Source organism: Paraburkholderia rhynchosiae (genome assembly GCF_002879865.1).
GTDB lineage: Bacteria > Pseudomonadota > Gammaproteobacteria > Burkholderiales > Burkholderiaceae > Paraburkholderia > Paraburkholderia rhynchosiae.
Genome location: NZ_PNXY01000006.1, coordinates 86,390 through 111,081, shown reverse-complemented (window position 1 = coordinate 111,081; position 24,692 = coordinate 86,390). Strand labels below are relative to the sequence as shown.

Annotated in this window: 25 protein-coding genes; 20 read left to right on the top strand and 5 right to left on the bottom strand. The window is 63.6% G+C overall.

Features of this window, described 5'->3' with window-relative positions:
- Positions 1-17 precede the first annotated feature (17 nt).
- Positions 18-845 carry a type III pantothenate kinase gene (locus C0Z16_RS10585; protein WP_102632097.1) on the bottom strand — a complete coding sequence of 276 codons (828 nt, stop codon included), beginning with the start codon at positions 843-845 and terminating at the stop codon, positions 18-20.
- Positions 842-1,759, bottom strand: a complete 918-nt coding sequence (locus tag C0Z16_RS10580) for a biotin--[acetyl-CoA-carboxylase] ligase (RefSeq protein ID WP_102632096.1) — start codon at positions 1,757-1,759, stop codon at positions 842-844. Before C0Z16_RS10580 ends, C0Z16_RS10585 begins: the two co-directional genes overlap by 4 nt.
- A 106-nt stretch (positions 1,760-1,865) precedes the next feature.
- Between C0Z16_RS10580 and C0Z16_RS10575 the strand changes: the two genes are divergently transcribed.
- The 10 genes from C0Z16_RS10575 to C0Z16_RS10530 all read left to right on the top strand — a co-directional run bounded on the left by C0Z16_RS10575 (position 1,866) and on the right by C0Z16_RS10530 (position 10,750).
- Positions 1,866-2,999: an MlaE family ABC transporter permease gene (locus C0Z16_RS10575; RefSeq protein WP_102632095.1), complete on the top strand. Its 1,134-nt coding sequence runs from the start codon at positions 1,866-1,868 to the stop codon at positions 2,997-2,999.
- Positions 2,996-3,874 (top strand): ABC transporter ATP-binding protein, encoded by an 879-nt coding sequence (locus C0Z16_RS10570; RefSeq protein ID WP_102632094.1) that lies wholly within the window; start codon positions 2,996-2,998, stop codon positions 3,872-3,874. Before C0Z16_RS10575 ends, C0Z16_RS10570 begins: the two co-directional genes overlap by 4 nt.
- Before the next feature lie 25 nt (positions 3,875-3,899).
- Complete coding sequence (locus tag C0Z16_RS10565; protein WP_102632093.1) at positions 3,900-4,862, top strand: MlaD family protein; 963 nt, start codon at positions 3,900-3,902, stop codon at positions 4,860-4,862.
- A gap of 30 nt (positions 4,863-4,892) precedes the next feature.
- On the top strand, positions 4,893-5,534 hold the full coding sequence (locus tag C0Z16_RS10560; protein WP_102632092.1) for an ABC-type transport auxiliary lipoprotein family protein: 642 nt from the start codon (positions 4,893-4,895) through the stop codon (positions 5,532-5,534).
- A 31-nt stretch (positions 5,535-5,565) separates the two neighbouring features.
- Complete coding sequence (locus C0Z16_RS10555; protein ID WP_102632091.1) at positions 5,566-6,723, top strand: VanZ family protein; 1,158 nt, start codon at positions 5,566-5,568, stop codon at positions 6,721-6,723.
- Positions 6,724-6,994: 271 nt separating this feature from the next.
- Positions 6,995-7,318, top strand: a complete 324-nt coding sequence (locus C0Z16_RS10550) for a (2Fe-2S) ferredoxin domain-containing protein (RefSeq protein ID WP_102632090.1) — start codon at positions 6,995-6,997, stop codon at positions 7,316-7,318.
- Positions 7,319-7,326: 8 nt separating this feature from the next.
- Complete coding sequence (locus tag C0Z16_RS10545; protein ID WP_102632089.1) at positions 7,327-7,971, top strand: alpha/beta hydrolase; 645 nt, start codon at positions 7,327-7,329, stop codon at positions 7,969-7,971.
- Positions 7,972-8,309: 338 nt separating this feature from the next.
- The gene (locus C0Z16_RS10540; protein WP_102632292.1) at positions 8,310-9,539 is read left to right on the top strand and encodes a D-alanyl-D-alanine carboxypeptidase family protein; all 1,230 of its coding nucleotides are present in this window, start codon (positions 8,310-8,312) and stop codon (positions 9,537-9,539) included.
- Positions 9,540-9,552: 13 nt separating this feature from the next.
- Positions 9,553-10,509, top strand: coding sequence for a D-amino acid aminotransferase (locus C0Z16_RS10535; RefSeq protein ID WP_102632088.1), 957 nt, complete (start codon positions 9,553-9,555; stop codon positions 10,507-10,509).
- Positions 10,481-10,750, top strand: a complete 270-nt coding sequence (locus C0Z16_RS10530; RefSeq protein ID WP_244201210.1) for a DUF493 family protein — start codon at positions 10,481-10,483, stop codon at positions 10,748-10,750. The genes C0Z16_RS10535 and C0Z16_RS10530 overlap by 29 nt, the downstream gene beginning before the upstream one ends.
- Before the next feature lie 23 nt (positions 10,751-10,773).
- Here the strand turns inward: C0Z16_RS10530 and C0Z16_RS10525 are convergent, their stop codons facing one another.
- The gene (locus C0Z16_RS10525; RefSeq protein WP_102632086.1) at positions 10,774-11,742 is read right to left on the bottom strand and encodes a transcriptional regulator GcvA; all 969 of its coding nucleotides are present in this window, start codon (positions 11,740-11,742) and stop codon (positions 10,774-10,776) included.
- Between the two features lie 98 nt (positions 11,743-11,840).
- On the opposite strand from C0Z16_RS10525, the gene C0Z16_RS10520 reads away from it, so the two are divergent.
- From C0Z16_RS10520 to lipA, 3 genes are all read left to right on the top strand, one after another.
- The gene (locus tag C0Z16_RS10520; RefSeq protein ID WP_102632085.1) at positions 11,841-12,167 is read left to right on the top strand and encodes a DUF2917 domain-containing protein; all 327 of its coding nucleotides are present in this window, start codon (positions 11,841-11,843) and stop codon (positions 12,165-12,167) included.
- Between the two features lie 74 nt (positions 12,168-12,241).
- Entirely contained in the window at positions 12,242-12,967 is a 726-nt protein-coding gene (gene lipB, locus C0Z16_RS10515; protein ID WP_102632084.1) for a lipoyl(octanoyl) transferase LipB, read from the top strand.
- A gap of 13 nt (positions 12,968-12,980) precedes the next feature.
- Positions 12,981-13,988, top strand: coding sequence for a lipoyl synthase (lipA, locus tag C0Z16_RS10510; protein ID WP_029969641.1), 1,008 nt, complete (start codon positions 12,981-12,983; stop codon positions 13,986-13,988).
- A gap of 295 nt (positions 13,989-14,283) precedes the next feature.
- On the opposite strand, the gene C0Z16_RS10505 is transcribed toward lipA, so the two are convergent.
- Positions 14,284-14,967: a histidinol-phosphatase gene (locus C0Z16_RS10505; RefSeq protein ID WP_102632083.1), complete on the bottom strand. Its 684-nt coding sequence runs from the start codon at positions 14,965-14,967 to the stop codon at positions 14,284-14,286.
- Positions 14,968-15,177: 210 nt separating this feature from the next.
- Here C0Z16_RS10505 and C0Z16_RS10500 point away from each other — a divergent pair, with 210 nt between their 5' ends.
- A complete protein-coding gene (locus C0Z16_RS10500; protein WP_102632082.1) occupies positions 15,178-16,845 on the top strand; it encodes a Na/Pi cotransporter family protein in 1,668 nt (555 codons plus the stop codon).
- A 52-nt stretch (positions 16,846-16,897) separates the two neighbouring features.
- On the opposite strand, the gene C0Z16_RS10495 is transcribed toward C0Z16_RS10500, so the two are convergent.
- Positions 16,898-17,668 (bottom strand): DeoR/GlpR family DNA-binding transcription regulator, encoded by a 771-nt coding sequence (locus C0Z16_RS10495; RefSeq protein ID WP_102632081.1) that lies wholly within the window; start codon positions 17,666-17,668, stop codon positions 16,898-16,900.
- Between the two features lie 331 nt (positions 17,669-17,999).
- On the opposite strand from C0Z16_RS10495, the gene ugpQ reads away from it, so the two are divergent.
- From ugpQ to C0Z16_RS10465, 6 genes are all read left to right on the top strand, one after another.
- Positions 18,000-18,764 carry a glycerophosphodiester phosphodiesterase gene (ugpQ, locus tag C0Z16_RS10490; RefSeq protein WP_102632080.1) on the top strand — a complete coding sequence of 255 codons (765 nt, stop codon included), beginning with the start codon at positions 18,000-18,002 and terminating at the stop codon, positions 18,762-18,764.
- A gap of 164 nt (positions 18,765-18,928) precedes the next feature.
- Positions 18,929-20,041 (top strand): ABC transporter substrate-binding protein, encoded by a 1,113-nt coding sequence (locus C0Z16_RS10485; RefSeq protein ID WP_102632079.1) that lies wholly within the window; start codon positions 18,929-18,931, stop codon positions 20,039-20,041.
- Between the two features lie 106 nt (positions 20,042-20,147).
- Positions 20,148-21,086: an ABC transporter permease gene (locus C0Z16_RS10480; RefSeq protein ID WP_102632078.1), complete on the top strand. Its 939-nt coding sequence runs from the start codon at positions 20,148-20,150 to the stop codon at positions 21,084-21,086.
- A complete protein-coding gene (locus C0Z16_RS10475; protein ID WP_102632077.1) occupies positions 21,083-21,874 on the top strand; it encodes an ABC transporter permease in 792 nt (263 codons plus the stop codon). Before C0Z16_RS10480 ends, C0Z16_RS10475 begins: the two co-directional genes overlap by 4 nt.
- An 89-nt stretch (positions 21,875-21,963) precedes the next feature.
- Positions 21,964-23,034 carry an ABC transporter ATP-binding protein gene (locus C0Z16_RS10470; protein WP_102632076.1) on the top strand — a complete coding sequence of 357 codons (1,071 nt, stop codon included), beginning with the start codon at positions 21,964-21,966 and terminating at the stop codon, positions 23,032-23,034.
- A 375-nt stretch (positions 23,035-23,409) separates the two neighbouring features.
- Entirely contained in the window at positions 23,410-24,690 is a 1,281-nt protein-coding gene (locus C0Z16_RS10465; RefSeq protein WP_102632291.1) for a dicarboxylate/amino acid:cation symporter, read from the top strand.
- Positions 24,691-24,692 lie beyond the last annotated feature (2 nt).

Sequence of the window (24,692 nt, the reverse complement as noted above, 5' to 3'; positions counted from 1 at the left end):
GGCCATGCGGCCATGCTTTATGCGCCGTCTTCCGAAGCGCGCTGTGAGGCTATCAGCGCAAGCCCGGACAAGACCAGTGAATCGTGGCGAGTATGCGGCACTTTCAACGCGCTTGCCACTTCGTCGGCCGCGCCGCCGCCCACCACCAGACGTATGGACACCTGCCATTCATCCTGCAAGTCGCGCCATGTCCGCTCGACTAGACCGGCTTGCGCCAATGTGCAACCAGCGGATAGCGAACGGGGCGTGTCCGTCGCGAAGAATGGGCCGTGGCGGGCCGCGTCCTGCGTGCCAGCGGTGCCGAGAAGGCCCCGCGCGGCGTTGGCGTCGAGAGTGGGTAATTGCGCCGTATGCTCGCCGAGCGAGCGCATCATCAAGGTCCAGCCTGGCGCGATAAGTCCGCCGACAAAGCAGCCATCGGCGCGCAATGCCTCGAGCGTGGTCGCGGTCCCGAAAGTCGCAATCAGCAGATGCTCGCCGGGAAACGCGGCGTGCGCGCCGATCATGCCGGCCCAGCGATCGCTGCCGAGCGCATGTGGCGTCGTGTAGCTATTGGTCACGCCGCATTGCCGCTCGCGCGCGCGGATGGTGATGAGCGGCAGCTTTGGCCAATGCGCGTCGAGGAGCGCGGCGATCCGCGCCGCGACCGTATCGCCGGCGACATTCGATAACCAGGCGCCGCCCGGCGCCGGCAAGTTTGCCCACTGCGTCGCCCGCTGAGCCTGATCCGTGCCGCCGTGCGCAAGCGCGCCGGCTGCGATCTGCACACCGTTCGCCGTCACCATCGCCCACTTGATTCGGCTATTGCCCGCGTCGATCAGAAGTTGAGGCGCGCCGCTTGTCATGCAGCACCGTCGGCGAGACGCAGGGACACGTCGCCGGTCGCGATGCTCTGCCGGCCCGCAGCCGTATCGAGCAACAACTGGCCGCGCTCATCGGCGCCTGCAGCCACGCCGCGCGCGACTTCCTGCCCCTGTTCGAGCAGGACGACCTCGCGGCCCGCGTACGCATGCATTGCGTTCCAGCGCGGCTGGAACGGCGCGAAGCCTTCCGCGCCGAAGCGCTGCAACGCGGGCTCGAGCGCACTGAGTTCGGCCGAGAGCGTATCGGTGAGATTGGCGTTGGGCAGCGCGCGTTGCAACGCGGTCGGCACTGTGCCGCGCGCCTGCGGCGGCACGTCGGCGTTCAATGCACCGATCTTCGCGGCGAGTTCGTCGGCGCCCTTCACGTTGGTGCCGATGCCGATCACCACCGCGCTCGCGTCGTCGGTGCTCCACGCGGTTTCGATCAGGATGCCCGCGAGCTTGTCGCCTTCGAGCAAGATGTCGTTCGGCCACTTCAGCGCGATCTGGCCGGGCCCGCTAACAGGCAGCGAGCGCAGTCCGTCAACGAGCGCGACACCCACCGCGAGACTCAATCCCGCCAGTCCTTCGAGCGGACGCGGCAGCACGCAGGCCACCGAAAACAGCAGCGCATTGCCCGGCTCCGCGTACCACGGCCGGCCGCGGCGGCCGCGTCCGGCGGTTTGCAGGTAGGCAACCCGCACGATCGGCTGAGGCAGCGCGCCTGCCTTGCGCGGCAGTGCCTTCACGCGCGACATGAGGTCGGCGTTGGTCGAGCCGGTTTCCTCGACGATTTCGATCGGCCAGTCATGCGCATGCGCGCCGAAAAGAGCGACGGCGCGTTCACGGTCGATGCGCCAGTCAGCTGCGTTCGCGGCAGCGGCCGGGCCTTGGGGCGGAGTCCTGGAAGCGTTCATGTCGCATATTGTAGCGACAGCGAACCGCGTAAGTCCGCCAGCACGGTTGATCCGCCGCGCCTTCGTTACAATGGCCGCTAATCCGATAACCAGATTGCAGCGATCCTTGAACTACGACACTCCGCCCGGCCTTGAAGTCGCGGCCGGCAGCCAAGGCAAGATCGTCCGGCTCTCGGGCCAGTGGACGGCGCTCGCGCTCGCGCGCGACCGCGCAACCGGACACGTGATCCCGCAATTGCGCTCGCTGGAGGGCGCCGAAGGCATCGGCCGATGGGATCTTTCGCGCATCGACCGGATGGACCACGTCGGCGGCCAGGCGCTGTGGCGCGTGTGGGGGCACAGAATGCCGCCGGACACCGAACTCAACGACACACAGCGCGATATTTTCGAGCGCATCGCGTTGCTCGACACCGTCCGCGAGACGGCCGAGCCGGTGGTCAGATTCGATCCCTTCACGCGGCTCGGCCTCGGGCTCTTCTCGTTCTTCGAGCATCTGTACGGCGGCGTGGCGATGCTTGGGCGCGTGGTGCTGGATCTGCTGGCCATTGCGCGCAAGCCGGCCATCACGCCGTGGACCGAAATCTCCGCGAACGTCTACAACGCGGGCACCAGGGCGTTGCCGATCACCGCGCTGGTCGCGTTTCTGATCGGCATTGTGCTGAGCTATCTGTCCGCGCAGCAATTGCGGCTCTTCGGCGCGAATCAGTACATCGTCAATATTCTCGGGCTGTCGGTGATTCGCGAACTCGGACCGGTGCTCTCGGCGATTCTCGTGGCGGGCCGCTCCGGTTCGGCGATCACCGCGCAGATCGGCGTGATGCGCGTGACCGAGGAACTCGACGCCATGCGCGTGATGGGGATTCCGCACGGCTTGCGGCTGATCCTGCCACGCGTGATTGCGCTCGGCGTGGCGATGCCGCTGCTCGTGATGTGGACCAACATCATCGCGCTGAGCGGTGGAGCGCTCGCCGCCAAGATCGTGCTCGGCATCGACATGAGCTACTTTGCACGCGCGTTGCCCGGCGTGGTGCCGGCTGCGAATCTGTGGATCGGTCTTGGCAAGGGCGTTGTCTTTGGCATGCTGATCGCGATCGTCGGCTGTCACTTCGGGTTCCGTATCAAGGCGAATTCGCAGAGTCTCGGGGAAGGCACGACGACTTCGGTGGTCACGTCGATCACGATCGTGATTCTTGCCGACGCCGTGTTCGCCATCCTGTTCCAGAACGTGGGGCTCGGATGATCGCGCCGCTCACCCAGGCCGTGCGCGGCCAGCCGATGCCTTCGATTGCCGAGCCGGTGATCGAAGTGATCGACGTGACCAAGCGCTATGGCCGCAACATCGTGCATCAGCATGTGAATCTGGACGTGCGGCGCGGCGAGATCGTGTCGATCGTCGGCGGCTCCGGTTCCGGAAAGACCACGCTGGTGCGGCAGATTCTCGGGTTGGAGCGGCCGTCGTCGGGAACCATCAAGCTGTTCGGCGAGGATCTCGCGACCATTTCGCCGGAAACCGCGCTGCTGATGCGCAGCCGTTCCGGCATGCTCTTTCAGCGCGGCGCGCTATTCTCGTCGCTGTCGGTGTTCGACAACGTCGCGCAGCCGGTGCGTGAGCTCGGCAAGGTGCCCGAAGATCTCCTGCGCGACATCGTGATGCTGAAACTGGAGATGGTCGGCCTGCCGTGCAAGCACGCGTCGAAAATGCCGTCGGCGCTGTCGGGCGGGATGATCAAGCGCGTGGGCATTGCGCGCGCGATCGCGCTGGAACCCGAACTGCTGTTTCTCGACGAACCGACGGCCGGCCTCGATCCGCAGGCCTCCGATGAATTCGTGGAACTGATTTCGGCGCTGCATCGCGCGCTGGGTTTGACTGTGGTGATGGTCACGCACGATCTCGACACGATGGTCGCGCTCTCGACGCGCGTGGCCGTGCTGGCCGATCGCAAGGTGCTGGTCGCCGCGCCGGTCGAAGAGGCGGCGGCGGTCGATCATCCTTTTATCCGCGAGTATTTTCTCGGCTTGCGTGGGCGCCGCGCGTTGCAGGCGCTGCCGCCCGAGCGCCGCGCAAAGCTGCCGCGCGCGGCGCTCGAGCCGGCATCGTCCGAATTGCCGCTGTGAATCAGGGAAACTAGGGAACCTGGTAATGGAAAACAGATCACATGCGTTCTGGGCTGGACTCTTCACGGTCGTCCTGCTGGCTGCAATCGCCATGGCGGCTTTTTTGTTCAATGTCGACCGCGCCGTGCGCGTGCCGTACGATCTGATTGCGCGCACCAACGTAACGGGCCTTTTTACCGACGCCGCCGTGCGCTATCGCGGGCTCGACGTCGGCAAGGTGCAGTCGATCAAATTCGACCGCGATCATCCGGGGCAAATCCTGATCCGCATTCTCGTCGACACGCACGCGCCGATCACGCATTCCACGTTCGGCAGTCTCGGCTTCCAGGGCGTGACGGGCATTGCGTTCATCCAGCTCGATGACACGGGACGCGATCCGTCGCCGCTGCCTTCGTCGGCGAAACAGGTCGCGCAGTTGCCGATGCGTCCAGGCTTGCTCGATCAGTTGCAGCAACGCGGCGACGTGCTGCTGCGAAAACTCGAAAAGGTCACGGACGACGTCGACAATCTGTTGTCGCAGGAAATGGTCGACCAGTTGCAGGGCACGGCGGCCAGCATCGAGAAAGCCGCGGACGGCGTTGCGACGCTCACGCAACAGATGGCGCCGGTGGCCGGCAAGCTGCCCGCCACCATGGACAAGCTGGATAACACGCTCGCGTCGACCAATCAGTTGATCACGAGCCTGAACCGCGCGAACGGTCCGTTCGAGACCAATCTGAACAAGGTCGGCACGGCGGCGCAGCAAGCCGGCGACGCGCTCACCGCAATGAACGGTTCATTGCAGGAGCTATCGGCGCGAGTCGGTTACGACACGCTTCCGCGCGTCAATTCGCTCGCCGAAGACGTGCGCTCCGCCGCGCGCTCGGTGGACCGTGCCGCCGATACGTTCAGCACCAGTCCGCGCAGCGTGTTCTTTGGCGCGCCGGCCGCGGCGCCGGGGCCGGGCGAGACCGGTTTCACGTGGCCTGCCGCGCGCGCCGCAAAATGAACCTGAAGGTTTGAAGAAAGGAAGATTGTCATGTCACGCTCCATCCCCCGGTTGTTGTCCTCGCGAGTCACGCGCACGGGCGCGGCGTGCACGGCGCTGCTCGCGTTCGGTCTGCTGGCGGCGGGCTGCACCAGCACGCCGGCCGCGCTCGCGGACATCCGCTACGACTTCGGGCCGCCGACGCCCGCAGCGTCCGCGGGCACGCAAGCGGCTGTGAAAGTGCTCGATGTGAGCGCGCCCGAAGTGCTCCAGTCCGACAAGCTCGTGTACCGGCTCAGTTATGCCGACGCGCAGCAGATGGCCACATACGCGAACAGCCATTGGACGATGCCGCCTTCGCAGCTGCTCACTCAGCGTCTGCGCGGCGCGCTCAGTTCGCGCGGCACGGTCCTGACGGGCGCCGACGGTGTCGCCGCGCCGGTGCTGAAGGTCGATCTGAGCGAGTTCGAGCAGATCTTCGACAGTCAGGCGCAAAGCCATGCGGCGGTGACCGCGCGCGCCACGCTGACCCAGAACGGCAAGGTGATCGGCCAGCGCACCTTCATCTCGCGCGCGCCGTCGAGTTCCGCCGACGCCGCCGGCGGCGCGCAAGCGCTCGCCACCGCCAGCGACGACCTCGTCGCGCAAATCGGCGCCTGGCTCGGCGTGCAGGCGCTGGTCGCCGCGCAATGACGGGCGCGCAGCGCACGCAACGGAGCGCTGCATGAGCGAAAGATCGTGGCTGCGCCGTCCATCGGTGCTTTCGCGGCAAGCCCTGCTGCTGTACACCGCGCTGATCGTCTACGGTTCGTGGTATCCGTTTTCGGGCTGGCGCTCGCTCGGCCTGGGGCCATTCGCCTTTCTGTCCGATCCGATGCCGCAGTACCTGACGGCGTTCGACGTCGTCACCAATGTGCTCGGCTACATGCCGTTCGGCGCGCTGATGGTGCTCTCGCTTTATCCGCGCTGGCGTGGGCCGCTGGCGGTGGCGCTCGCTTTCGTGCTCGGCGGGCTGCTGTCGGGCGCAATGGAAGCGGTGCAAACGTACCTGCCGACGCGCGTCGCGTCCAATCTCGATCTCGCGGCCAATGCGCTCGGCGCGCTGCTCGGCGCGGCGATCATGTCGCCCGCCATCGGCGCGCTGCTCGACCGCGGTTTGCTGCGGCGCTTGCGGCTCATGTGGTTCGAGCGCGATAGCGGGGCGCTCGCGTGTCTCGTCGCGACCTGGCCGTTTGCGACGATGTATCCGTCGCCGCGTCTGTTCGGGCTCGGCAACTGGCCGCGCGCGTTATGGGCGCGTTTCGACTGGGCGACGCAAGATGCGCTGTTCGCGTGGACACCGCCCGCCTGGCACGTCGGCGCATGGTCCGCCTCGGTCGCCAACTGGCTGCCCGACGACGCCTGGGAAGCGCTGATCACCACGCTCAATCTGTTCGCGGCGCTGGCGCTGGCGTCGTTGTCGGTGCGCCGTCACGCGCCGCGTGTGCGGCTTTTGCTGCTGTTTATTGTCGTGGCCCTGAGCGTGAAGGCTGGCGCGACGTTCCTGCAATCGCAATCCGGCCTCGCATTCGACTGGGCGACGCCTGGCGCGCTCGCGGGTCTGGGATGCGGCGCTGCCCTCGGTTTGATTGCGCTGCCTCTGCGGCGCAGGTCGCGCGCGGCGCTGGCGGCGGGGGCGCTCGTCGTTACGCTGGTGTTCGTCAACCTGCTGCCGGTGAACCCGTATTTCGATGTCGTGCTGGCCGACTGGCGGCAAGGGCGCTATCTGCACTTCAACGGTCTCGCGCGCTGGCTCGCGTGGGTCTGGCCGTATGCGGCGCTCGTGTGGCTGGCGTTTGTCGTCGAACGGGTGTGGCTGAGGCGGCGCACCGGGCGCGCTTGAAGCTTTAATCCGAGGTGCGGCGATGAAAGAACGAAGCACGGCGGCCAACGCGCAGTAGACGCGCTTGCTGCGGCAGCGGCCCCGGTTGCCGCTCGCTATAATCGTCGGCTACTGGCCGCGCGCTATGGGCGCGTCGCTCTGGCTGTGTCAAATATTGGCGCGCCTCAACCGGCCGTCAGCTATCGCCCCGTGCGCCAAAGCCGCGCGCCGCTGCGCGTAAGCGCGTTCTGCTGCACTATTGCCCTTCTGACAGTCTCCCTTCCCGCACATCATGGACTCCTTCTACAAGTACCACGTCTTCTTCTGCCTCAATCAGCGTGACCCGGGCGCGGAGCGTCCAAGCTGCGCGAACTGCAACGCGCAGGCAATGCAGGAGCACGCGAAAAAGCGCGTCAAGAAGCTCGGCTTGGCCGGCCCCGGCCAGGTGCGTATCAACAAGGCGGGTTGTCTCGATCGCTGCGAGCTCGGTCCGGCGCTGGTCGTCTATCCGGAAGGCGTCTGGTACACGTATGTCGACGAGAGCGACATCGACGAAATCGTCGACTCGCATCTTATGAACGGCAAGGTTGTCGAGCGTCTGAAAATCGATCAATAAGCGCCGCCATGAACGTACATACGAAGAAGTATCTGATCGACGGCCCGGTCGGCAAGATCGAGGTCGCACTGGATCTGCCCGACGAAGCGCGCGAAAACGGCGCGGCGCCGCGCGGCATTGCGCTCGTCGCGCATCCGCATCCGCTCTTCGGCGGCTCCATGGACAACAAGGTCGCGCAGACGCTCGCGCGCACACTCGTGCAGTTGAACTACGTGACGTATCGCTCGAATTTTCGCGGCGTCGGCGAAACGCAAGGTGAGCATGACGCGGGCATCGGCGAGCGCGACGACTTGCGCGCGGTGCTCGATCATATGCGCGAGCAAGCAGGGCAGGGCGAGTTGCCGCTCGTGCTGGCAGGCTTTTCGTTCGGCACCTTTGTGCTGTCGCACGTGGCCGCGAAGCTGCGCGAAGAAGGTCAGGAGATCGAGCGAATGGTGTTCGTCGGCACGGCGGCGAGCCGTTGGGAAGTCGCGCCCGTGCCGGAAAACACGCTGGTGATTCACGGCGAGACCGACGACACCGTTCCCATTCAGTCTGTTTACGATTGGGCGCGGCCGCAGGAATTGCCGGTTGTCGTGATTCCGGGCGCCGAGCATTTCCTGCATCGCAAGCTGCACATTCTTAAGCGGATCATCATCGAAGCGTGGCGGTGATTTTTACCGCGGCGCGCGTTTTCCGGGGTACAGGTACGCGCAAACGCATCATTAATCGGCCGCCATTGCGCGAAGTTCCGGGAATTGCACGCGTATAATGGGCGCTCTTTTTTGGGCGCAGCACGGCCTGTCCGGCAGTTCGCGCGACGCGTAGTTTCTTTCACGCGCGCAGCGGTGCCGGCTACGAGTGTGCTGCGCAAACCGATCGCGTGGCCGGAGGTCCAATGGGCGCCGAAGCCGTTGTTACGCAAGCCGTTATTGCGGTTAGACGCTCGCCGACCGGCTCTTCCAAACTCTGCGCTCTGCGCGCGTTGTATTTTTCTGCACGAATCGACCCTATGCGTTTTTCCAACTCCGGCCGCACGTCTTCCCCTTGCGTTGCTTCCTTTGTTTCCCCCGCGCTGAGCCGCGCATTGACGCTTGGCGTCGTGTTGCCCGCCACGCTCGTGACCAGCACGGCGTTCGCGCAAGTGCCGCCTCCGGCGGTAAACGCGCGCTCGTGGGTGCTCGTCGACGCGACCAGCAATCAGGTCCTCGCCTCGGGCAATCCCGACGAACGCGTGGAACCGGCTTCGCTCACCAAGCTGATGACGGCATACCTCGTCTTCGAAGCCCTGCAGACGAAGAAGATCACGATGGACCAGACGGTCACGCCGGGCGAAGCGGTGCGCCGCGTGCGCACCGACGAATCGCGCATGTTCGTCGAGGCTAACAAGCCCGTGACGGTGCACGATCTGGTGTACGGCATGATCGTCCAGTCGGGCAACGACGCGGCAATCGCGCTGGCCGAACTGGTGGGCGGCAGCGAAGCGCAGTTCGTCAACATGATGAACACCGAAGCGCAGCGCCTCGGCATGAAGCACACGCATTTCGCCGACGTGAACGGCATGCCCGACCCGCAGCACTACACGACCGCGGGCGACCTCGCGGTGCTGTCGGCGCGTTTGATCCGTGACTTCCCCGACTACTACAACATCTTCTCGGTCAAGGACTTCACGTACAACAAGATCAAGCAGCCGAACCGCAACCGTCTGCTGTGGATCGACCCGACCGTCGACGGCCTCAAGACCGGTCATACCCAAGCCGCCGGCTACTGCCTGATCGCGAGCGCGAAGCGTTCGCTGCCGGGCACGCCGGAAGCATCGCGCCGCCTCGTCTCGGTGATGATGGGCGAGACCAAGGAACACGACCGCGTGCAGGACAGCCTGAAGATGCTGAACTACGGCTACTCCGCATACGACACGGTGCGTCTCTATAAGGCGAGCCAGGTGGTCGGCACGCCGCGCGTCTACAAGGGTGCGCAGGACACGGTGCAGATCGGCGTGAAGAGCGATCAGTACATCACCGTGCCGAAGGGCATGGCCGACAAGGTCAAGCCGCAGATCGAGCAGATCGATCCGCTGATCGCACCGATCGCGAACGGTCAGCAGGTCGGCACCGCGAAGCTGGTCGCAGATGGCAAGGTGCTGGCGCAATTCCCGGTGGTCGCGTTGCAGGCCGTGCCGCAAGCGGGCGTGGTCGGCCGCGTGTGGGATTCGCTGATGCTCATGTTCAACAAGAAAAAGTAACGACCTGATCGCGATGACCGCTCTTCCCGATGTTTCGCCGGAACCGATCGTTTATCTGAACGGCGAAGTGGTGCCTTTGTCCGAAGCGCGCGTGCCGGTTCTCGACCGCGGCTTTATTTTCGGCGACGGTATCTACGAAGTCGCGCCGCTGTACGCGCATGCGGGTGGCCGCACGGCTTTCCGCTTCGAACAGCACCTGGCGCGCCTCGCGCGCTCGCTCGCGAAAGTCGGCATCGCCAATCCGTTCGACAATGCCGGCTGGCGCGCGCTGATCGAGCGCGTGGTCGCGGCCAACGAGGCCGAGGCCGGACTCGCCGCAGGTCAGGACGCGATTGCGTACATCCAGGTCACGCGCGGCGTCGCGAAGCGCGGCCACGCGTTTCCGGCCGGCATCCAGCCGACCGTTTTCCTGATGGTCACGCCGCTCAATCTGCCCGACGCCGCGCTGCGTGCAGAGGGCGTGCGTTGCGTGAGTGCCGAGGATCGCCGCTGGCTCAATTGCGACATCAAGTCGGTCTCGCTGCTCGGTAATGTGCTGATGGCGCAATACGCGGCGGAAAACGACGCATTCGAGACGATCCAGTTTCGTGACGGCATGCTGACCGAAGGGTCGTCGTCGAATGTGTGGGTGGTGAAGGACGGCGTGTTGTCAGCACCGCCGCGCAGCCAGAAGATCCTCGAAGGCATTCGCTACGGGCTCATCGAAGAGCTGTCGGCCGAATGCGGCATCCGTTTCGAAGTGCGCGAGATGAACGAAGCCGAAGTGCGCGCGGCCGATGAGATCATTCTCAGTTCTGCCACCAAGGAAGTGCTGCCCGTCACGCAGCTCGACAGCCAGCCGGTCGGCGAGGGCAAGCCGGGCGCGGTGTTTGCGGCGCTGTATGACGCGTATCAGCGAGCCAAGGCAAACGAGGCGCAAGAGGCGCAGCAAGGAGCAAAGAATGACCCCCGCGAACGAATCACTGTTTGATTTTCCCTGCGATTTCCCGATCAAGATCATGGGCAAATCGCATCCGGAGTTCGCCGAGACGATCATCACGGTGGTCCGGCAGTTCGATAGCGAAGTCGATGCCTCGCGCGTCGAAACGCGCCCGTCCAGCGGCGGCAATTACACCGGCCTGACGGTGACGGTGCGCGCCACGAGCCGCGAACATCTCGACGATATTTATCGCGCGCTCACCGGGCACCCGATGGTCAAAGTGGTGCTGTAAGCGTCACGTCGCATCACGTCACATTACGGCGCGACGCGCAACGCGTCCGCCGCCCCAGCCGCGCTTGCGGCCGGCCCAGCCTCGCAAGCCCGGTCGAAAAGCAGCTTGAACCGTCCCACTTCCCCGAATACCCAGTCCCGGAACGCCTTCACCCGCGCTGTTTCCAGTGCCTGCGGCGGGCAGATGAAGTAGTACTGCCACGGGCTCGGGCCGTCCACATTGAATAGCCGCACGAGGCGCCCCGCGGCGATCTCGTGCATCGCGAGTGAGCGGCGTGTGAGCGCGATCCCCTGACCGTCGATGGCCGCCTGCAACAGGTTCGACGAATCCTGATACAGCACACCGCGCTTCGGCTCGGGCCAATCCGTGAGGCCGGCGGCGTCGAACCACGGGCGCCACAGTTCGTCGTCGGAACGCAGCAGCGGAAGTTTGGCCAGGTCGGCCGGCGTTGTCGGCAGCTTGCCGCCGTTGAAATTCGGCGCGCACGCCGGAAAAAAGATTTCTTCGAGCAGAAGCTCCGAGTGCAGGCCCGGATACTTGCCGAAGCCGAAACGGATTGCCACGTCCACGTCGTCGCGCGCGAAGTCCGTCAGCGCGTTGGTGGACAGCAATTCGAGGTCCCATTGCGGATGTGCCTCGATAAAGCTGCCGACGCGCGGCGTCACCCAGCGCGCCGCGAACGACGACAACATGGACACCACCAGCCGCCGCTCGCGGTCGCCGGCGCGGAGTTCGCGCGTGGCGTCGGAGAGCGCGGTCAGCGCGGAGCGCACGTGATTGGCGTAGCGCCGGCCGGTTTCTGTTAGCCGCACGCGCTTGCCGTCGCGGGCGAACAGCGACACGCCGAGTTCGGCCTCCAGCGCGCGGATCTGATGGCTGACGGCGCCATGAGTGACGAAGAGTTCGTCGGCGGCGCGCGAAAAGCTCTCGTGGCGTGCGGCGGCTTCGAAGGCCTTGATCGCATTCAACGGCGGGAGATGGCGCAGCTCCATCGTAGTATTTCTCACATAGAGGTGAAAATTGATCGTTTTGCGTAAACCCTTGTCACGCCTACGATTGTAGCCATCAAACGACTTTTGGCGAGGGCATTATGCGAGAAGTTTCCTCTAGCATCGCGTATGAAATCCGTAGTGGCGAAACGCTTCCCCTGAGAGTGGCGCGCAGCACCAAGCTGGTCGTGCGTGGCGGCGCGGTCTGGGTGACGCGTAGCGACGATACCGAAGACTACTGGCTGCAGCCGGGCCACACGCTGAGATTGCGGCGTGGCGAACGGCTCTGGATCAGCGCAGAGGGCACGCCGCACGCGACGGTCGCGTTTTCGGTGCCGACGCGTTGCGACGAGCGCGCGTTGAACTGGTTCGCGCGGGTCGGCGAGCGTTTTGCAGCGCGAGTGCGCGGCGGCTGGCGCACAGTTTAGAGGCGCGCCCGACGGCGCTTCGCCCGCAGCCACTTCCGGCGGGGATTCCCAGATTTCGGTAAACTGCCGGGATCATGTCCGCCCCTCCGGTTCCTTCATCCCCATTGCCCCCAACGGCGCCGCTCACGCTGCGCTGGCGCGGCAGCGAACTCTACGAAGCCAGTTTCGAAGCAATGCGCGCGTTCACCGACGCGCGCACCGCCGATACGCCCGACGAAATCTGGCTCGTCGAACATCCGCCCGTCTTTACGCTTGGCCAAGCCGGCGATCCGGCACATCTGCTGGCTGCCGATAGCGCCATTCCCTTGGTCAAGGTCGATCGCGGCGGGCAGATCACGTATCACGGCCCGGGGCAGGTGGTTGCATACCTGCTGCTCGACTTGAAGCGCCGCAAGCTGATGGTGCGCGAGCTGGTCACGCGGATCGAGCAGGCCGTGATCGACACCCTCGCGGCGTATAATCTCGCCGGAGAACGCAAGGCGGGCGCGCCCGGCATCTATGTCGCGCCCGGGCCTGGCGCCGGATCGCATGCCGGCGCGAAGATTGCCGCGCTGGGCCTCAAGATCCGTAACGGCTGCAGCTATCACGGCGTCAGCCTGAACGTGAAAATGGATTTACGGCCGTTTCTGGCCATTAACCCTTGCGGCTACGCCGGGCTTGAAACAGTCGACATGGCAACGCTCGGCGTTGTGGCCGGCTGGGACGATGTGGCCCGCGCCCTTGCAGAACGCCTGACCGCAAACCTCGACGGCAGTCCCGCGGCCGTCGCCCAACCACAGGCCGGTGCCCTCACCGCCTGACTGGACCGAACGAATGACTGACGTTACCGCGAACCTCGCAGCTTCTCCCGCGCCGGAAGGCGTGCCGGCATCCGCTGCTGCTTACGACGCCACGGCGAAGCAGAAGGCGCAAGCCAAAACCGCCCGTATTCCGATCAAGATCGTCCCGATTGAAAAGCTGAAGAAGCCGGACTGGATCCGCGTCAAAGCGGCGACCGGCAACTCGCGCTTCTACGAAATCAAGCAGATTCTGCGTGAGCACAATCTGCATACGGTTTGTGAAGAAGCGAGCTGCCCGAACATCGGCGAATGTTTCGGCAAGGGCACGGCGACCTTCATGATCATGGGCGACAAGTGCACGCGGCGCTGCCCGTTCTGCGACGTCGGCCACGGCCGCCCGGACCCGCTCGACGCGGATGAGCCGGCGAATCTCGCCCGCACCATTGCCGCGCTGAAGCTGAAGTACGTGGTGATTACGAGCGTGGACCGCGATGATCTGCGCGACGGCGGCGCGGCGCACTTCGTGGAATGTATCCGTCAGACGCGCGAGCTGTCGCCGGACACGCGCATCGAAATTTTGACGCCGGACTTCCGCGGCCGTCTGGATCGTGCGCTCGGCATTCTGAACGCCGCACCGCCCGACGTGATGAACCACAATCTCGAAACGGTGCCGCGTCTGTATAAGGAAGCGCGTCCTGGTTCAGACTACGCGCATTCGCTGAAACTGCTCAAGGACTTCAAGGCGCTGCATCCGGACGTCGCGACCAAGTCCGGTCTCATGGTGGGCCTCGGCGAAACGGAAGAAGAGATTCTGCAAGTCATGCGCGACCTGCGCGAGCACGACGTGGACATGTTGACGATCGGGCAGTATCTGCAGCCGTCGGAACACCATCTGCCGGTACGCTCGTACGTGCATCCCGACACGTTCAAGATGTACGAGGAAGAGGCCTACAAGATGGGCTTCACGCACGCCGCAGTGGGTGCAATGGTTCGTTCGAGCTATCACGCCGATTTGCAGGCGCACGGAGCCGGCGTGGTCTGAGTATCTGATCCGCCAGCTTGAAGGAAGCCCGCATTTGCGGGCTTTTTTATGTCACGGTGACCAAGCGCCTGAGCGTTAGCGCAGCGCGTTGGCGACGCGCTTACCCCGCTACCGGTAGTACCGTGCGAGCAGCATGCAGAGGGATGCAAGCGTTAATTAGATGCGGCGAACGAGGCGGCCACCATCGCAGTCGTGACCGCTGACGGCCACATCAGCATTCCTTCCCGTCGTCCGGCGAGCGCCAGTCCATCGGCAATCGGCCGAATGGCCAGCTTCTTCTACCCCGCGCCGCGCGTTACGCAAAAAGCTCGATGACCGGCCAGCCGCGCTCATTCGCTATCGCACGTAACCGCGCATCCGGATTTGTCGCGACCGGATGCGTGACGCGTTCGAGCAAGGGAACGTCGTTGATCGAATCGCTATAAAACCAGCTCTGCGGAAAGTCCTGCAAACGGTGACCAAGTGAGCTCAGCCAGGTCTCCGTGCGCGTGATCTTGCCTTCGCGGAACGTCGGAACACCCATCGACGTGCCCGTAAAACGCGCCAGCGGATCACCGCCTTCAGTGTCGAGTTCAATTCCAAGAAGATGCTCGAAGCCGAGCGCCCTGCCGATCGGCGCTGTCACGAACACGTTCGTGGCCGTGACAATGCAGCACAGGTCGCCCGCTTCGACGTGACGCTGCACGAGCTCACGCGCTGCTGGCAGGATTGCCGGCGCGATCACTTCCTGCATGAACTGCGCGTGCCATGCGTCGAGTTGCTCGCGTGAGTGACGCGCGAGCGGCGCCAGCGTGTAATCGAGGTAGGAGGCCATGTCGAGCGTGCCGGCCACGTATTGCCGGTAATACTCGTCGATGTCTTGCGCATGGCGCGCCGCGCCTTCTATGCCGAGGCCGGCGATAAAGTGAGCCCACGCCTGGTCGCTGTCGAGCGGCAGCAACGTGTGGTCCAGGTCGAACAGCGCGAGATTGCGGCTCATCCGTCGTCCTTGTGATCAGGTGGTCGAAACGCCCTATGACCGGCATAAACGGGCACGTGGCGATTCACATCGTTGCGCGAGCGTATATTTAAAAGCACAAAATTACAATAAGGCAAAAATGTGCAACACTACTGTCATATACGCCCCGGGTGTCGGACGCGCGGCATGCGGTTCGGGTCATGGCAGCAGAGAATAAATGAGCAGTGCCTTATGTTGATCCTCCTTAACCTTCTGGCCGGCGTGGCACTGCTCGTGTGGGGCTCGCATATCGTGCGCACCGGCATCCTCCGCGTGCTCGGCGCCGATCTGCGCAGCGTGCTCGGGCACAGCACCCGCAGCCGCGGGCGTGCGTTCCTGTCGGGAGTCGGCGTCACCAGTCTCGTGCAAAGCAGTAACGCCACCGCGGTGATCGTCACATCGTTCGCGGCGCAAGGGCTCCTGCCGCTTACCAGTGGTCTCGCGATCATGCTGGGTGCCGACGTCGGCACGGCGTTGATGGCGCGGGTTCTCACACTCGATCTGTCCTGGCTGTCGCCAATTCTTATTCTGTTCGGCGTGCCGCTCTTTCTGTCGCGCAAGCAAACGCGTCTCGGTCAGGTCGGGCGCACTTTGATCGGGCTCGGCCTGATCCTGCTCGCGCTTCATCTGATCGTCCAGGCCGCCCAGCCGATGATGCAAGGCGCCGGCGTGCGCGTGATGTTCGGCGCATTGACCGGCGACACGATGCTCGATGCACTGGTCGGCGCTGCCTTCGCAATGCTGTCGTATTCGAGCCTCGCAGCGGTGCTGCTGACGGCCACGCTTGCATCGTCGGGCGTGATTTCGTTGAAGGTGGCACTGTGTCTCGTGATCGGCGCAAATCTCGGCAGCGGCTTGCTGGCGCTGCTGGGCGCGGCCGCGCAGAATGGAGGGGCGCGACGGCTCGCGTTGGGCAGCTTCGCCTTCAAACTGGCCGGCGCATTGTTGATTCTGCCGTTCGCGCCCCTGCTCGCGCGGGGACTGCCAGTGCTGATCGCGAATCCGCGCGAAGCCACGGTTGGCTTTCACCTGATCTACAACACGCTGCGTTGCTGCGCGTGCCTGTCGCTGATCGATCCGGTGGCGCGCATCTGCGTGCGGGTGTTGCCGGACAGGCCCATGCCGAACGGCGAATTGCGGCCGCTGCATCTCGACGCCGCCGCGCTGTCAACGCCGACGCTCGCGCTTGCAAATGCCGCGCGCGAGGTGCTGCGGATCGGCGATATCGTGCGCGCCATGCTCGACAACGTCGCCGAGCTGATTCATCATAACCATCTGGACACGGCGCGCGAAACGGTCCGCATGGACGACGACATCGACGAGCTCTACGCCGCTGTCAAGAATTACCTCACGCTGATCTCGCGCGAGCAGCTCGACGAAGCAGATAGCCGCCGTTGGACCGACATTATTTCGCTGACCATCAACCTGGAACACGCGGGCGACATCATCGAGCGGATAGTTGGAGATATCGAGGAAAAGAAGATCGCTCACCGTCTCTCGTTTTCGGAAGAAGGGCTGGGCGAACTGGACGACCTGCAAACGCGGCTCGTCAGCAATCTGCAACTCGGCCTGTCCGTTTTCCTGAACAACGATCTGCGTTGCGCCGAACGCCTGCTCGCCGAGAAAGAGCGTTTCCGCGATCTTGAGCGGGCGTATTCGTACCGGCATCTGGACCGGCTCGCCGGGCAGACGCTGCGCAGCATCGAGACCAGCGCATTGCATCTGGATCTGATCAGCGACATGAAGCGGCTCAACTCGCTGTTCTGTTCGACGGCTTATCCGGTGCTCGATGCCGCCGGCGCGCTGCACGACACGCGCTTGCGCAAGCGGGCGCTCGACACGATGCATGTGAAGGAATGAGCGGCAGGCGCCAGACGTCGAGCACGACGCAGGAAGCCGAAAACCTGACGCTTCACGCCAGAACCACTTCTTCCAGCTTCTTTTTCAACGCGGCGAAATCGGCGGCGTCGACGGCCTTCTTGTTGGTCACGAGCACGTCGATCCGCTCGACCGGGCAGTAGGAAATCCGGCTGCGCTGGCCAATCTTGCTGTAGTCGGCGAGGATCACCACGCGGTCCGCATTCGCGACCATCGCGCGCGCCACTTCCGTTTCGGCGTGGTCGTAATTGGTCGCGCCATGCCGGTAGTCGATGCCGACCGGCGACAGCAGCGCCAGGTCCCCACGATAGCGCTGAATATCGAGCACGGTGGTCGCGCCGGTGGTTGCCATCGCGCGGTCGCTGATCGTGCCGCCGAGCAGAATGACTTCGTTGCCCGCGTCGGCTTGCTCGGTCGCGCCGCGCAACTTCAACGCGACGTCGATTGAATTCGTCACGATGGTCAGGTTCGCAAGTTTCGCCAACTCCTCGGCGAGCGCGGCGGTCGTGGTGCCCGCGTCGATAAACAGCGTTTGTCCGCTCGCGATCAAGCCGGTCGCTGCCTTCGCGATGGCCGTTTTCGATTTCACGCGCATGTGCGCGCGCTCGGCGATCGGTGCTTCGTCGGCGGGTTTTATCGCGCCGCCATGCACGCGCCGCAATTCACCGAGCGCTTCGAGGTCGAGCAGATCGCGCCGCACCGTTTCGCGCGACACGCCAAGGTCCGCCATGATCCGTTCGGTCGACACCCGATGCAACGTCGACAACAACGCGCGTATTCTCTGATGACGGTCTTCCTGCCACATGCATTTTCCCTTGATGCGAATGCGCTCGCAGAACGTGTAAGAAACGTGTATTAACGGACGATTAACCGACGACATCGTGGACACGAATGTGTGTCCAGCCGATGTCAAGCGTACTACTTTAGTCCGATTGTGTTGTATTTTTTTGGCAGCTTGCAACTTTGTGTATTTGACTTTAGCCTTCGCAAATTGAAGTACCGCGCCTGTTCCGAACATCGAATGTTCGAATGGAAAGTTTAATGTCCGCTTCCGCGCATTTGCGCGGCGTTTTCTGGCAAGACCGCATACGTCGGCGCATATCAACCTGCTCTATCTGAATGAAAGGTTACGAGACGTGGGAAACGGGATCGATCGCGCATCATCTGCAGAGTGGCCGTATCCGCCGCTCGTTGCGCACCGCTGCGGCGGCACGCTCGCGCCCGAGAACACGCTTGCCGGTTTCGATGCCTGCGTGCGCTACGGTTACCGCATGGTCGAGTTCGACGCCAAACTCTCCGCCGACAACCAACTCTTTCTGCTGCACGACGACACGCTGGAGCGCACCACCAACGGCTACGGCGCCGCGGCGATCTACTCGTGGGCGCAGCTTTCCGCGCTCGACGCTGGCGCCCGGTTCGCGCCGCAATTCGCCGGCACACGTCTGCCGACGCTAGCCGATGCGGCCGCGCGTTGCGCGCGCGACGGCATTGCGGCCAACATCGAAATCAAGCCCTGCGCCGGCCGCGACGAAGTCACCGGCCGCCTCGTCGCGAGCGGGGCGCTGACGTTGTGGCAAGGGCAAACGCCGCCGCTGTTGTCATCCTTTTCGTTCGATGCGCTTGCGGCCGCGCGCGACGCGGCGCCTTCATTGCGGCGCGGCATGCTGTTCGAAGAAGTGCCTGCTGACTGGCTGCGGATCGTGCGCGAGTTGGACTGCGTATCGCTGCATGCGAGCCATCGTTATCTGACCGAGCCGCTGGTCGCCGGGATTCGCGCGGCCGGGCTGCATGTGCTGGCCTACACGGTGAACGACCCGGCGCGTGCGCAACTGCTCGCGCAATGGGGCGTCGACATGATTTGTACAGATCGCATAGATAGACTGCAACACGACATGCTCTGAGCGCCGGATCCGGCGAAAGCATGGCGTGGGCGCGCAAGCATGGATGCAAGCACGGACGCAAACGCGGGATGCAAAAGCGGACGCAATTGCGGATGACTCGCGCACTTTGGCTCGAATTAGAAATTTTCCAAACGTAGCAATTTCGGCAGAGGATGGGGAAAACTATGAACCGCACCGTGTTAGCTCGCATACTTTCGATGTCGGCCGCCGCGGGCGTCGCCGCCGCTGGCGCGAGCAGCGCTTGCGCCGCGCCGCTCGACGCACTGGTCGCCGCCGCGAAGCAGGAAGGTCAGCTCACCGTGATCGCGTTGCCGCACGACTGGTGCAACTACGGGCAACTCGTCGCGGGCTTTCAGAAGAAATACGGCATCAAGATCAACGAGCTGAATCCGGACGCCGGTTCCGGTGACGAAGTGGAAGCCATCAAGGCGAATAAGGGCAACAAGGGTCCGCAAGCGCCCGACGTGATCGACGTGGGTCTGTCGTTCGGACCGACCGCGAAGGCGGAAGGGCTGTTGCAGCCTTACAAGGTCTCGACATGGAATTCGATTCCCAAGGAATCGAAGGATGCCGACGGCTACTGGTACGGCGACTACTACGGCGTGCTCGCGTTCGAAGTGAACGCTGACATGATCGACAAAGCGCCGTCCGACTGGAGCGACCTGCTCAAGTCCGACTATAAGAACGCGGTCTCGCTCGCAGGCGACCCGCGTTCGGCGAACCAGGCGATCCAGGCGGTCTATGCAGCCGGCCTGTCGCAGAGCAAGGGCGACGCCGCCAAGGCGGACAAAGCCGGCCTCAAATTCTTCGGCGACCTGAACAAGAGCGGCAACTTCGTGCCGGTGATCGGCAAGGCCGCTTCGCTCGCGCAAGGCACAACGCCGATCGTCGTCCGTTGGGATTACAACGCGCTCGCCGACCGCGATACGCTGAAAGGCAATCCGAAGGTTCAGGTGGTGATTCCGAAAACGGGCGTGGTGGCCGGCGTCTATGTTCAGGCGATCAGCGCTTACGCGCCGCATCCGAACGCCGCCAAGCTGTGGATGGAATATCTCTATTCCGACGAAGGCCAGATCGGCTGGTTGGCCGGCTATTGCCACCCGATGCGCTACAACGAACTCGTGGCCGGCAAGAAGGTGCCGCAAGCGCTACTCGACAAGCTGCCGCCGCCGTCGTCGTATAAGAACGTGGTGTTCCCGACGCTCTCGCAACAGGACGCGTACAAGGAAACCATCACGAAGCATTGGGACGAAGTGGTCGGCGCGAACGTCAAGTAAGCGCGACGGTAGTTCCTAGCGTGAAGTCATGCCGCCGCGTGCGTCGTTCAATACAGACTATGAACGGCCGCGCGCGGCGTTAGCCAGAATGCCCAAAGGGTGAGCTATGAGCGCTTCATCGGATGCCGGGTCGGTGCAGCCGGAATTGCTGGTTCCGCCTGTGCCCACTCCAACGCCTCGCGTCAACGGTCCGGGCCGCGCGTCGCAGATGCTGACCTGGATCGGCGTCGTGCCGTTCTTTACCTTCGCACTGCTGTTCCTGATTCTGCCGACCGGCTTTCTGATGATCGGCGCGTTTCAGGATTCGCAAGGCCACTTCACGCTCGCCAATCTGCGCGGCCTGTTCCAGCCGTCCGTGATGGACGCCTACTGGATCAGCTTCAAGGTGAGCGCGGCGTCGTCGCTCGGCGGCGCGCTGATCGGCTCGCTGCTCGCGTGGGCGGCGGTGCAGGGCAAACTTCCCGGCTGGATTCGTCCGACGTTGATGACGTTCTCCGGCGTCGCGTCGAACTTTGCCGGCGTGCCGCTCGCGTTCGCTTTCATCTGCACGCTCGGGCGCGTCGGGCTCGTTACCGTGTTGCTGAAAAAGTATCTCGGCTTCAATCTGTATTCGACAGGCTTCAGCATTCTCAGCTTCTCCGGGCTCACGCTGACCTACCTGTACTTCCAGATTCCATTGATGGTGTTGATCGTCACGCCCGCGCTCGACGGCCTGAAACGCGAGTGGCGCGAGGCATGCGATTGCCTCGGCGGCACCGCGTATCAGTACTGGCGCCACGTCGCGCTGCCGGTGCTATGGCCGAGCGTGCTCGGCGCGACGCTGCTGCTGTTCGCCAATGCGTTCGGCGCGGTGGCCACGGCTTACGCGCTGACCGGCAGCTCGTTGAACATCGTGCCCATCCTGCTGTTCGCGCAGATTCGCGGCGACGTCATGCACAACCAGAATCTCGGCTACGCGCTCGCGCTCGGCATGGTGCTCGTGACAGGTCTTTCGAATGGCGGCTACATCTGGCTGCGCTCACGTGCTGAAAGGGGACGTCGATGAAAAGCCAATCGCGTGTGGGAGCGTGGACCGCGATGGTGGTCGGTTCGCTGTACTTCCTGATCCCGTTGATCGCCACGGTCGAATTCAGTCTGCGGATGAAGCGCGGCACATACAGCTTCGAGGCTTACAGCGTCGTGCTGAGCGATCCGCGTTTTCAGGCCTCGTTCGGCTATTCGATTCTGATGGCGCTGTTGACGATCGTCGTGGGCGTGTTGCTGGTGGTGCCGACCGCTTACTGGGTGCAGTTGCGCTTGCCGAAGCTGCGGCCGGTCGTCGAATTCATCACACTGTTGCCGCTCGTCGTGCCGGCTATCGTGATCGTGTTCGGCTATCTGCGCATCTATAACAGCAGTTCGATTCTGCCGCTCACCGGCAACGAGCGCGCGACCGATCTGCTGCTGGTGTTCGGCTATGTAACACTCGCGCTGCCGTACATGTACCGCGCGGTGGACGCCGGTCTGCGCGCGGTCGACGTGCGCTCGCTCACCGAAGCCGCCGAATGTCTGGGCGCGAACTGGCCGACGATTCTCTTCAAGGTGATCTTCCCGAATATCCGCTCGGGCATTCTGTCCGGCGCGTTTCTCACGTTCGCGGTGGTGATCGGCGAGTTCACGCTGGCGAGCCTGCTCGATAGGCCCGCGTTCGGCCCATACCTGCAATTGATCGGCGCGAATCGCGCGTATGAGCCGTCGGCGCTTGCGATCATCGCGTTCATGATTACCTGGGCGTCGATGGGCTTGATCCAGGTGTTCGGCTCGGCGCGCGCGTTGAGCGGCCAGAAGGTTTGACCCGCTGAGCCCGACGCGCCGAGTCTGATGAACCAGATTTGACGTGCTGAATTTGACGTACCGAGTTTGACCCACTGAGGCAGCGAATCATGGCATTCCTTGAGATCGAAAATCTGCATAAGTCCTTCGGGGCGAACATCGCACTGCATCACTTCGATATGAAGATCGAGCGCGGCGAGTTCATCACGTTTCTCGGGCCGTCGGGCTGCGGCAAGACGACCGTGCTGCGGATGATTGCCGGCTTCGAAACGGCGACACGCGGCGTCATTCGGCTCGATAACAAGGACGTCACCCACCTTCGCACGCGGCAACGCAAAGTCGGCATGGTGTTTCAGTCGTATGCGCTGTTTCCGAACATGACGGTGGCCGAGAACATCGGCTTTGGGCTGAAGATCACGCATCGGCCACAAGCGGAGATCGACCAGCGCGTCGAAGAGATGCTGCACCTCATCAAGCTCCCGCAACTCGGTGGCCGTTATCCGTGGCAACTGTCCGGCGGTCAGCAGCAACGGGTCGCGCTGGCGCGCGCGTTGGCGGGCAAGCCGCAAGTATTGCTGCTCGACGAGCCGCTGTCTGCGCTCGACGCGAAGATCCGCATTTCGTTGCGGCAGGACATTCGAGCGTTGCAGCGCGAGCTGGGCATCACGTCGATTTTCGTCACACACGATCAGGAAGAGGCGCTGTCGATTTCCGACCGCATCGTCGTGATGAACGAAGGGCGGGTCGAACAGATCGGCTCGCCGTCGGAGATTTACAACTATCCGCGCACGCGCTTTGTCGCGTCGTTCGTCGGCACGCTGAACATTCTGGCGGGACATGTGATCGATCCCGCGACCGGCAAGATGATCGTGGACGGTCAGGAACTGATCACCACGCAGGAACTGCCGGCCGGCGATGCGGGCAAGAAGCGTCTGCTCGCGTTGCGCCCGGAAGCGATCGTGCTCGAACCCGCGGCGCCTGGCCGCAACACGCTGAGCGCGACCGTCGAAGACGTGAATTTTCTCGGCGCGGTGGTGCGGATCAGAACGCGCGTGAAAGACGCGGTGATTTCGCTCGACGTCTTCAACGATCCGAACCGCGGTTTACCCGAGCGAGGGCAGCCGGTGTCGCTCGGTTTCTCGCATGAAAATCTCCTGGTGCTCGAAGAAGGCGGCGCTTAAAAACTGGCAAAAGCCCGCCAGTCAAGGCTTCGGGTTTTCCCGGGGCGGCGGCGCCGGCGGATTCCGGTTTTCCCGACGCACGTCGTCCGGATTTCCGGAATGCCGGACGCCTCGCGCAATGCGTCGAGAAAAATAGCTTTGGAATCAATGACATGCGGTGGGCATCAAGCTGGCACCGACCTTGCAAATTAGATAACGCGGCCGCAACGGTCCGACAACTAAAGCAAGGAGACAACGATGTCTGATTTCCCTTCCCGGTATTTCTGAATTCGTCGTCTTGTCGCGGCCTAATGCCGTGCACAGGCGTGACGATCATTCGTTCGCATGATGCGCAGCGTGGCAGGCCATGGGCTCACCCACATCGCAGGAAACATCGTGAAGAAACCTATCCATAAAATGCTGTACGTCCAGGTGATCGTGGCGATCATCATCGGTATTGCGCTCGGACATTACTATCCGAACCTCGCCGTCGACATGAAACCCCTCGGCGACGGCTTCATCAAGCTGATCAAGATGGTGATCGGACCGATCATCTTCTGTACGGTCGTGACCGGCATCGCGGGCATGGAGGACATGAAGAAGGTCGGGCGCGTCGGCGGCAAGGCGCTGCTGTACTTTGAAATCGTCTCGACGTTTGCGCTGGTGCTCGGCCTGATCGCCACGCACGTGCTGAAGCCGGGCGTCGGCTTCAACATCGACCCGGCCACGCTGGACGGCAAGGCAGTCGCTTCGTACGCCGCCAAGGCGCACGGTCAGACGACGGTCGACTTCCTGATGCACCTCATCCCGGATACGCTCGTCTCCGCGTTTGCACAGGGCGAGATCCTGCAGATCCTGTTGATCGCGCTGCTGTTCGGTGCGGTGCTCGCGACGGCGGGTGAGAGGGGCAAGGTCGTCACGAACTTCATCGACGGACTCTCGCACGTGCTGTTCGGCATCGTGCGCATCATCACGAAGCTGGCGCCGATCGGCGCGTTCGGCGCGATGGCGTTCACCATCGGCAAGTACGGCATCGGCTCGCTGCTGCCGATGCTCAAGCTGATCGGCACGTTCTATCTGACGTCGATCGTGTTCGTGGTGGTCGTGCTGGGCATCATCGCGCGTGCGGTGGGCTTCAACATTCTGCGTTTTGTCGCGTATATCAAGGAAGAGATGCTGATCGTGCTCGGCACGAGCTCGTCGGAAGCCGCGCTGCCGCAACTGATGCTGAAGCTCGAAAAGCTCGGCTGCTCGCGCTCGGTGGTAGGCCTCGTCGTGCCGACCGGTTACTCGTTCAACCTCGACGGCACCAATATCTACATGACGATGGCCGTGCTGTTCATCGCCCAGGCGACGAACACCGACCTCACGTGGGCGCAGCAGCTCACGCTGCTGGCGGTGACGATGCTGACGTCGAAGGGCGCAAGCGGCGTGACGGGCGCGGGCTTCATCACGCTGGCCGCAACGCTGGCTGTGGTGCCGACCATTCCGCTGTCGGGCATGGTGCTGATTCTCGGCATCGACCGCTTCATGAGCGAATGCCGTGCGCTGACGAACATCGTCGGTAATGGCGTGGCGACTGTGGTCGTGTCGGCGTGGGAAAAGGAACTGGACCGCAACAAGCTGAACGCCGCGTTGCGCGGCGACGTGGCGGTCAAAGAGCCGGCCGGCGTCTGAGC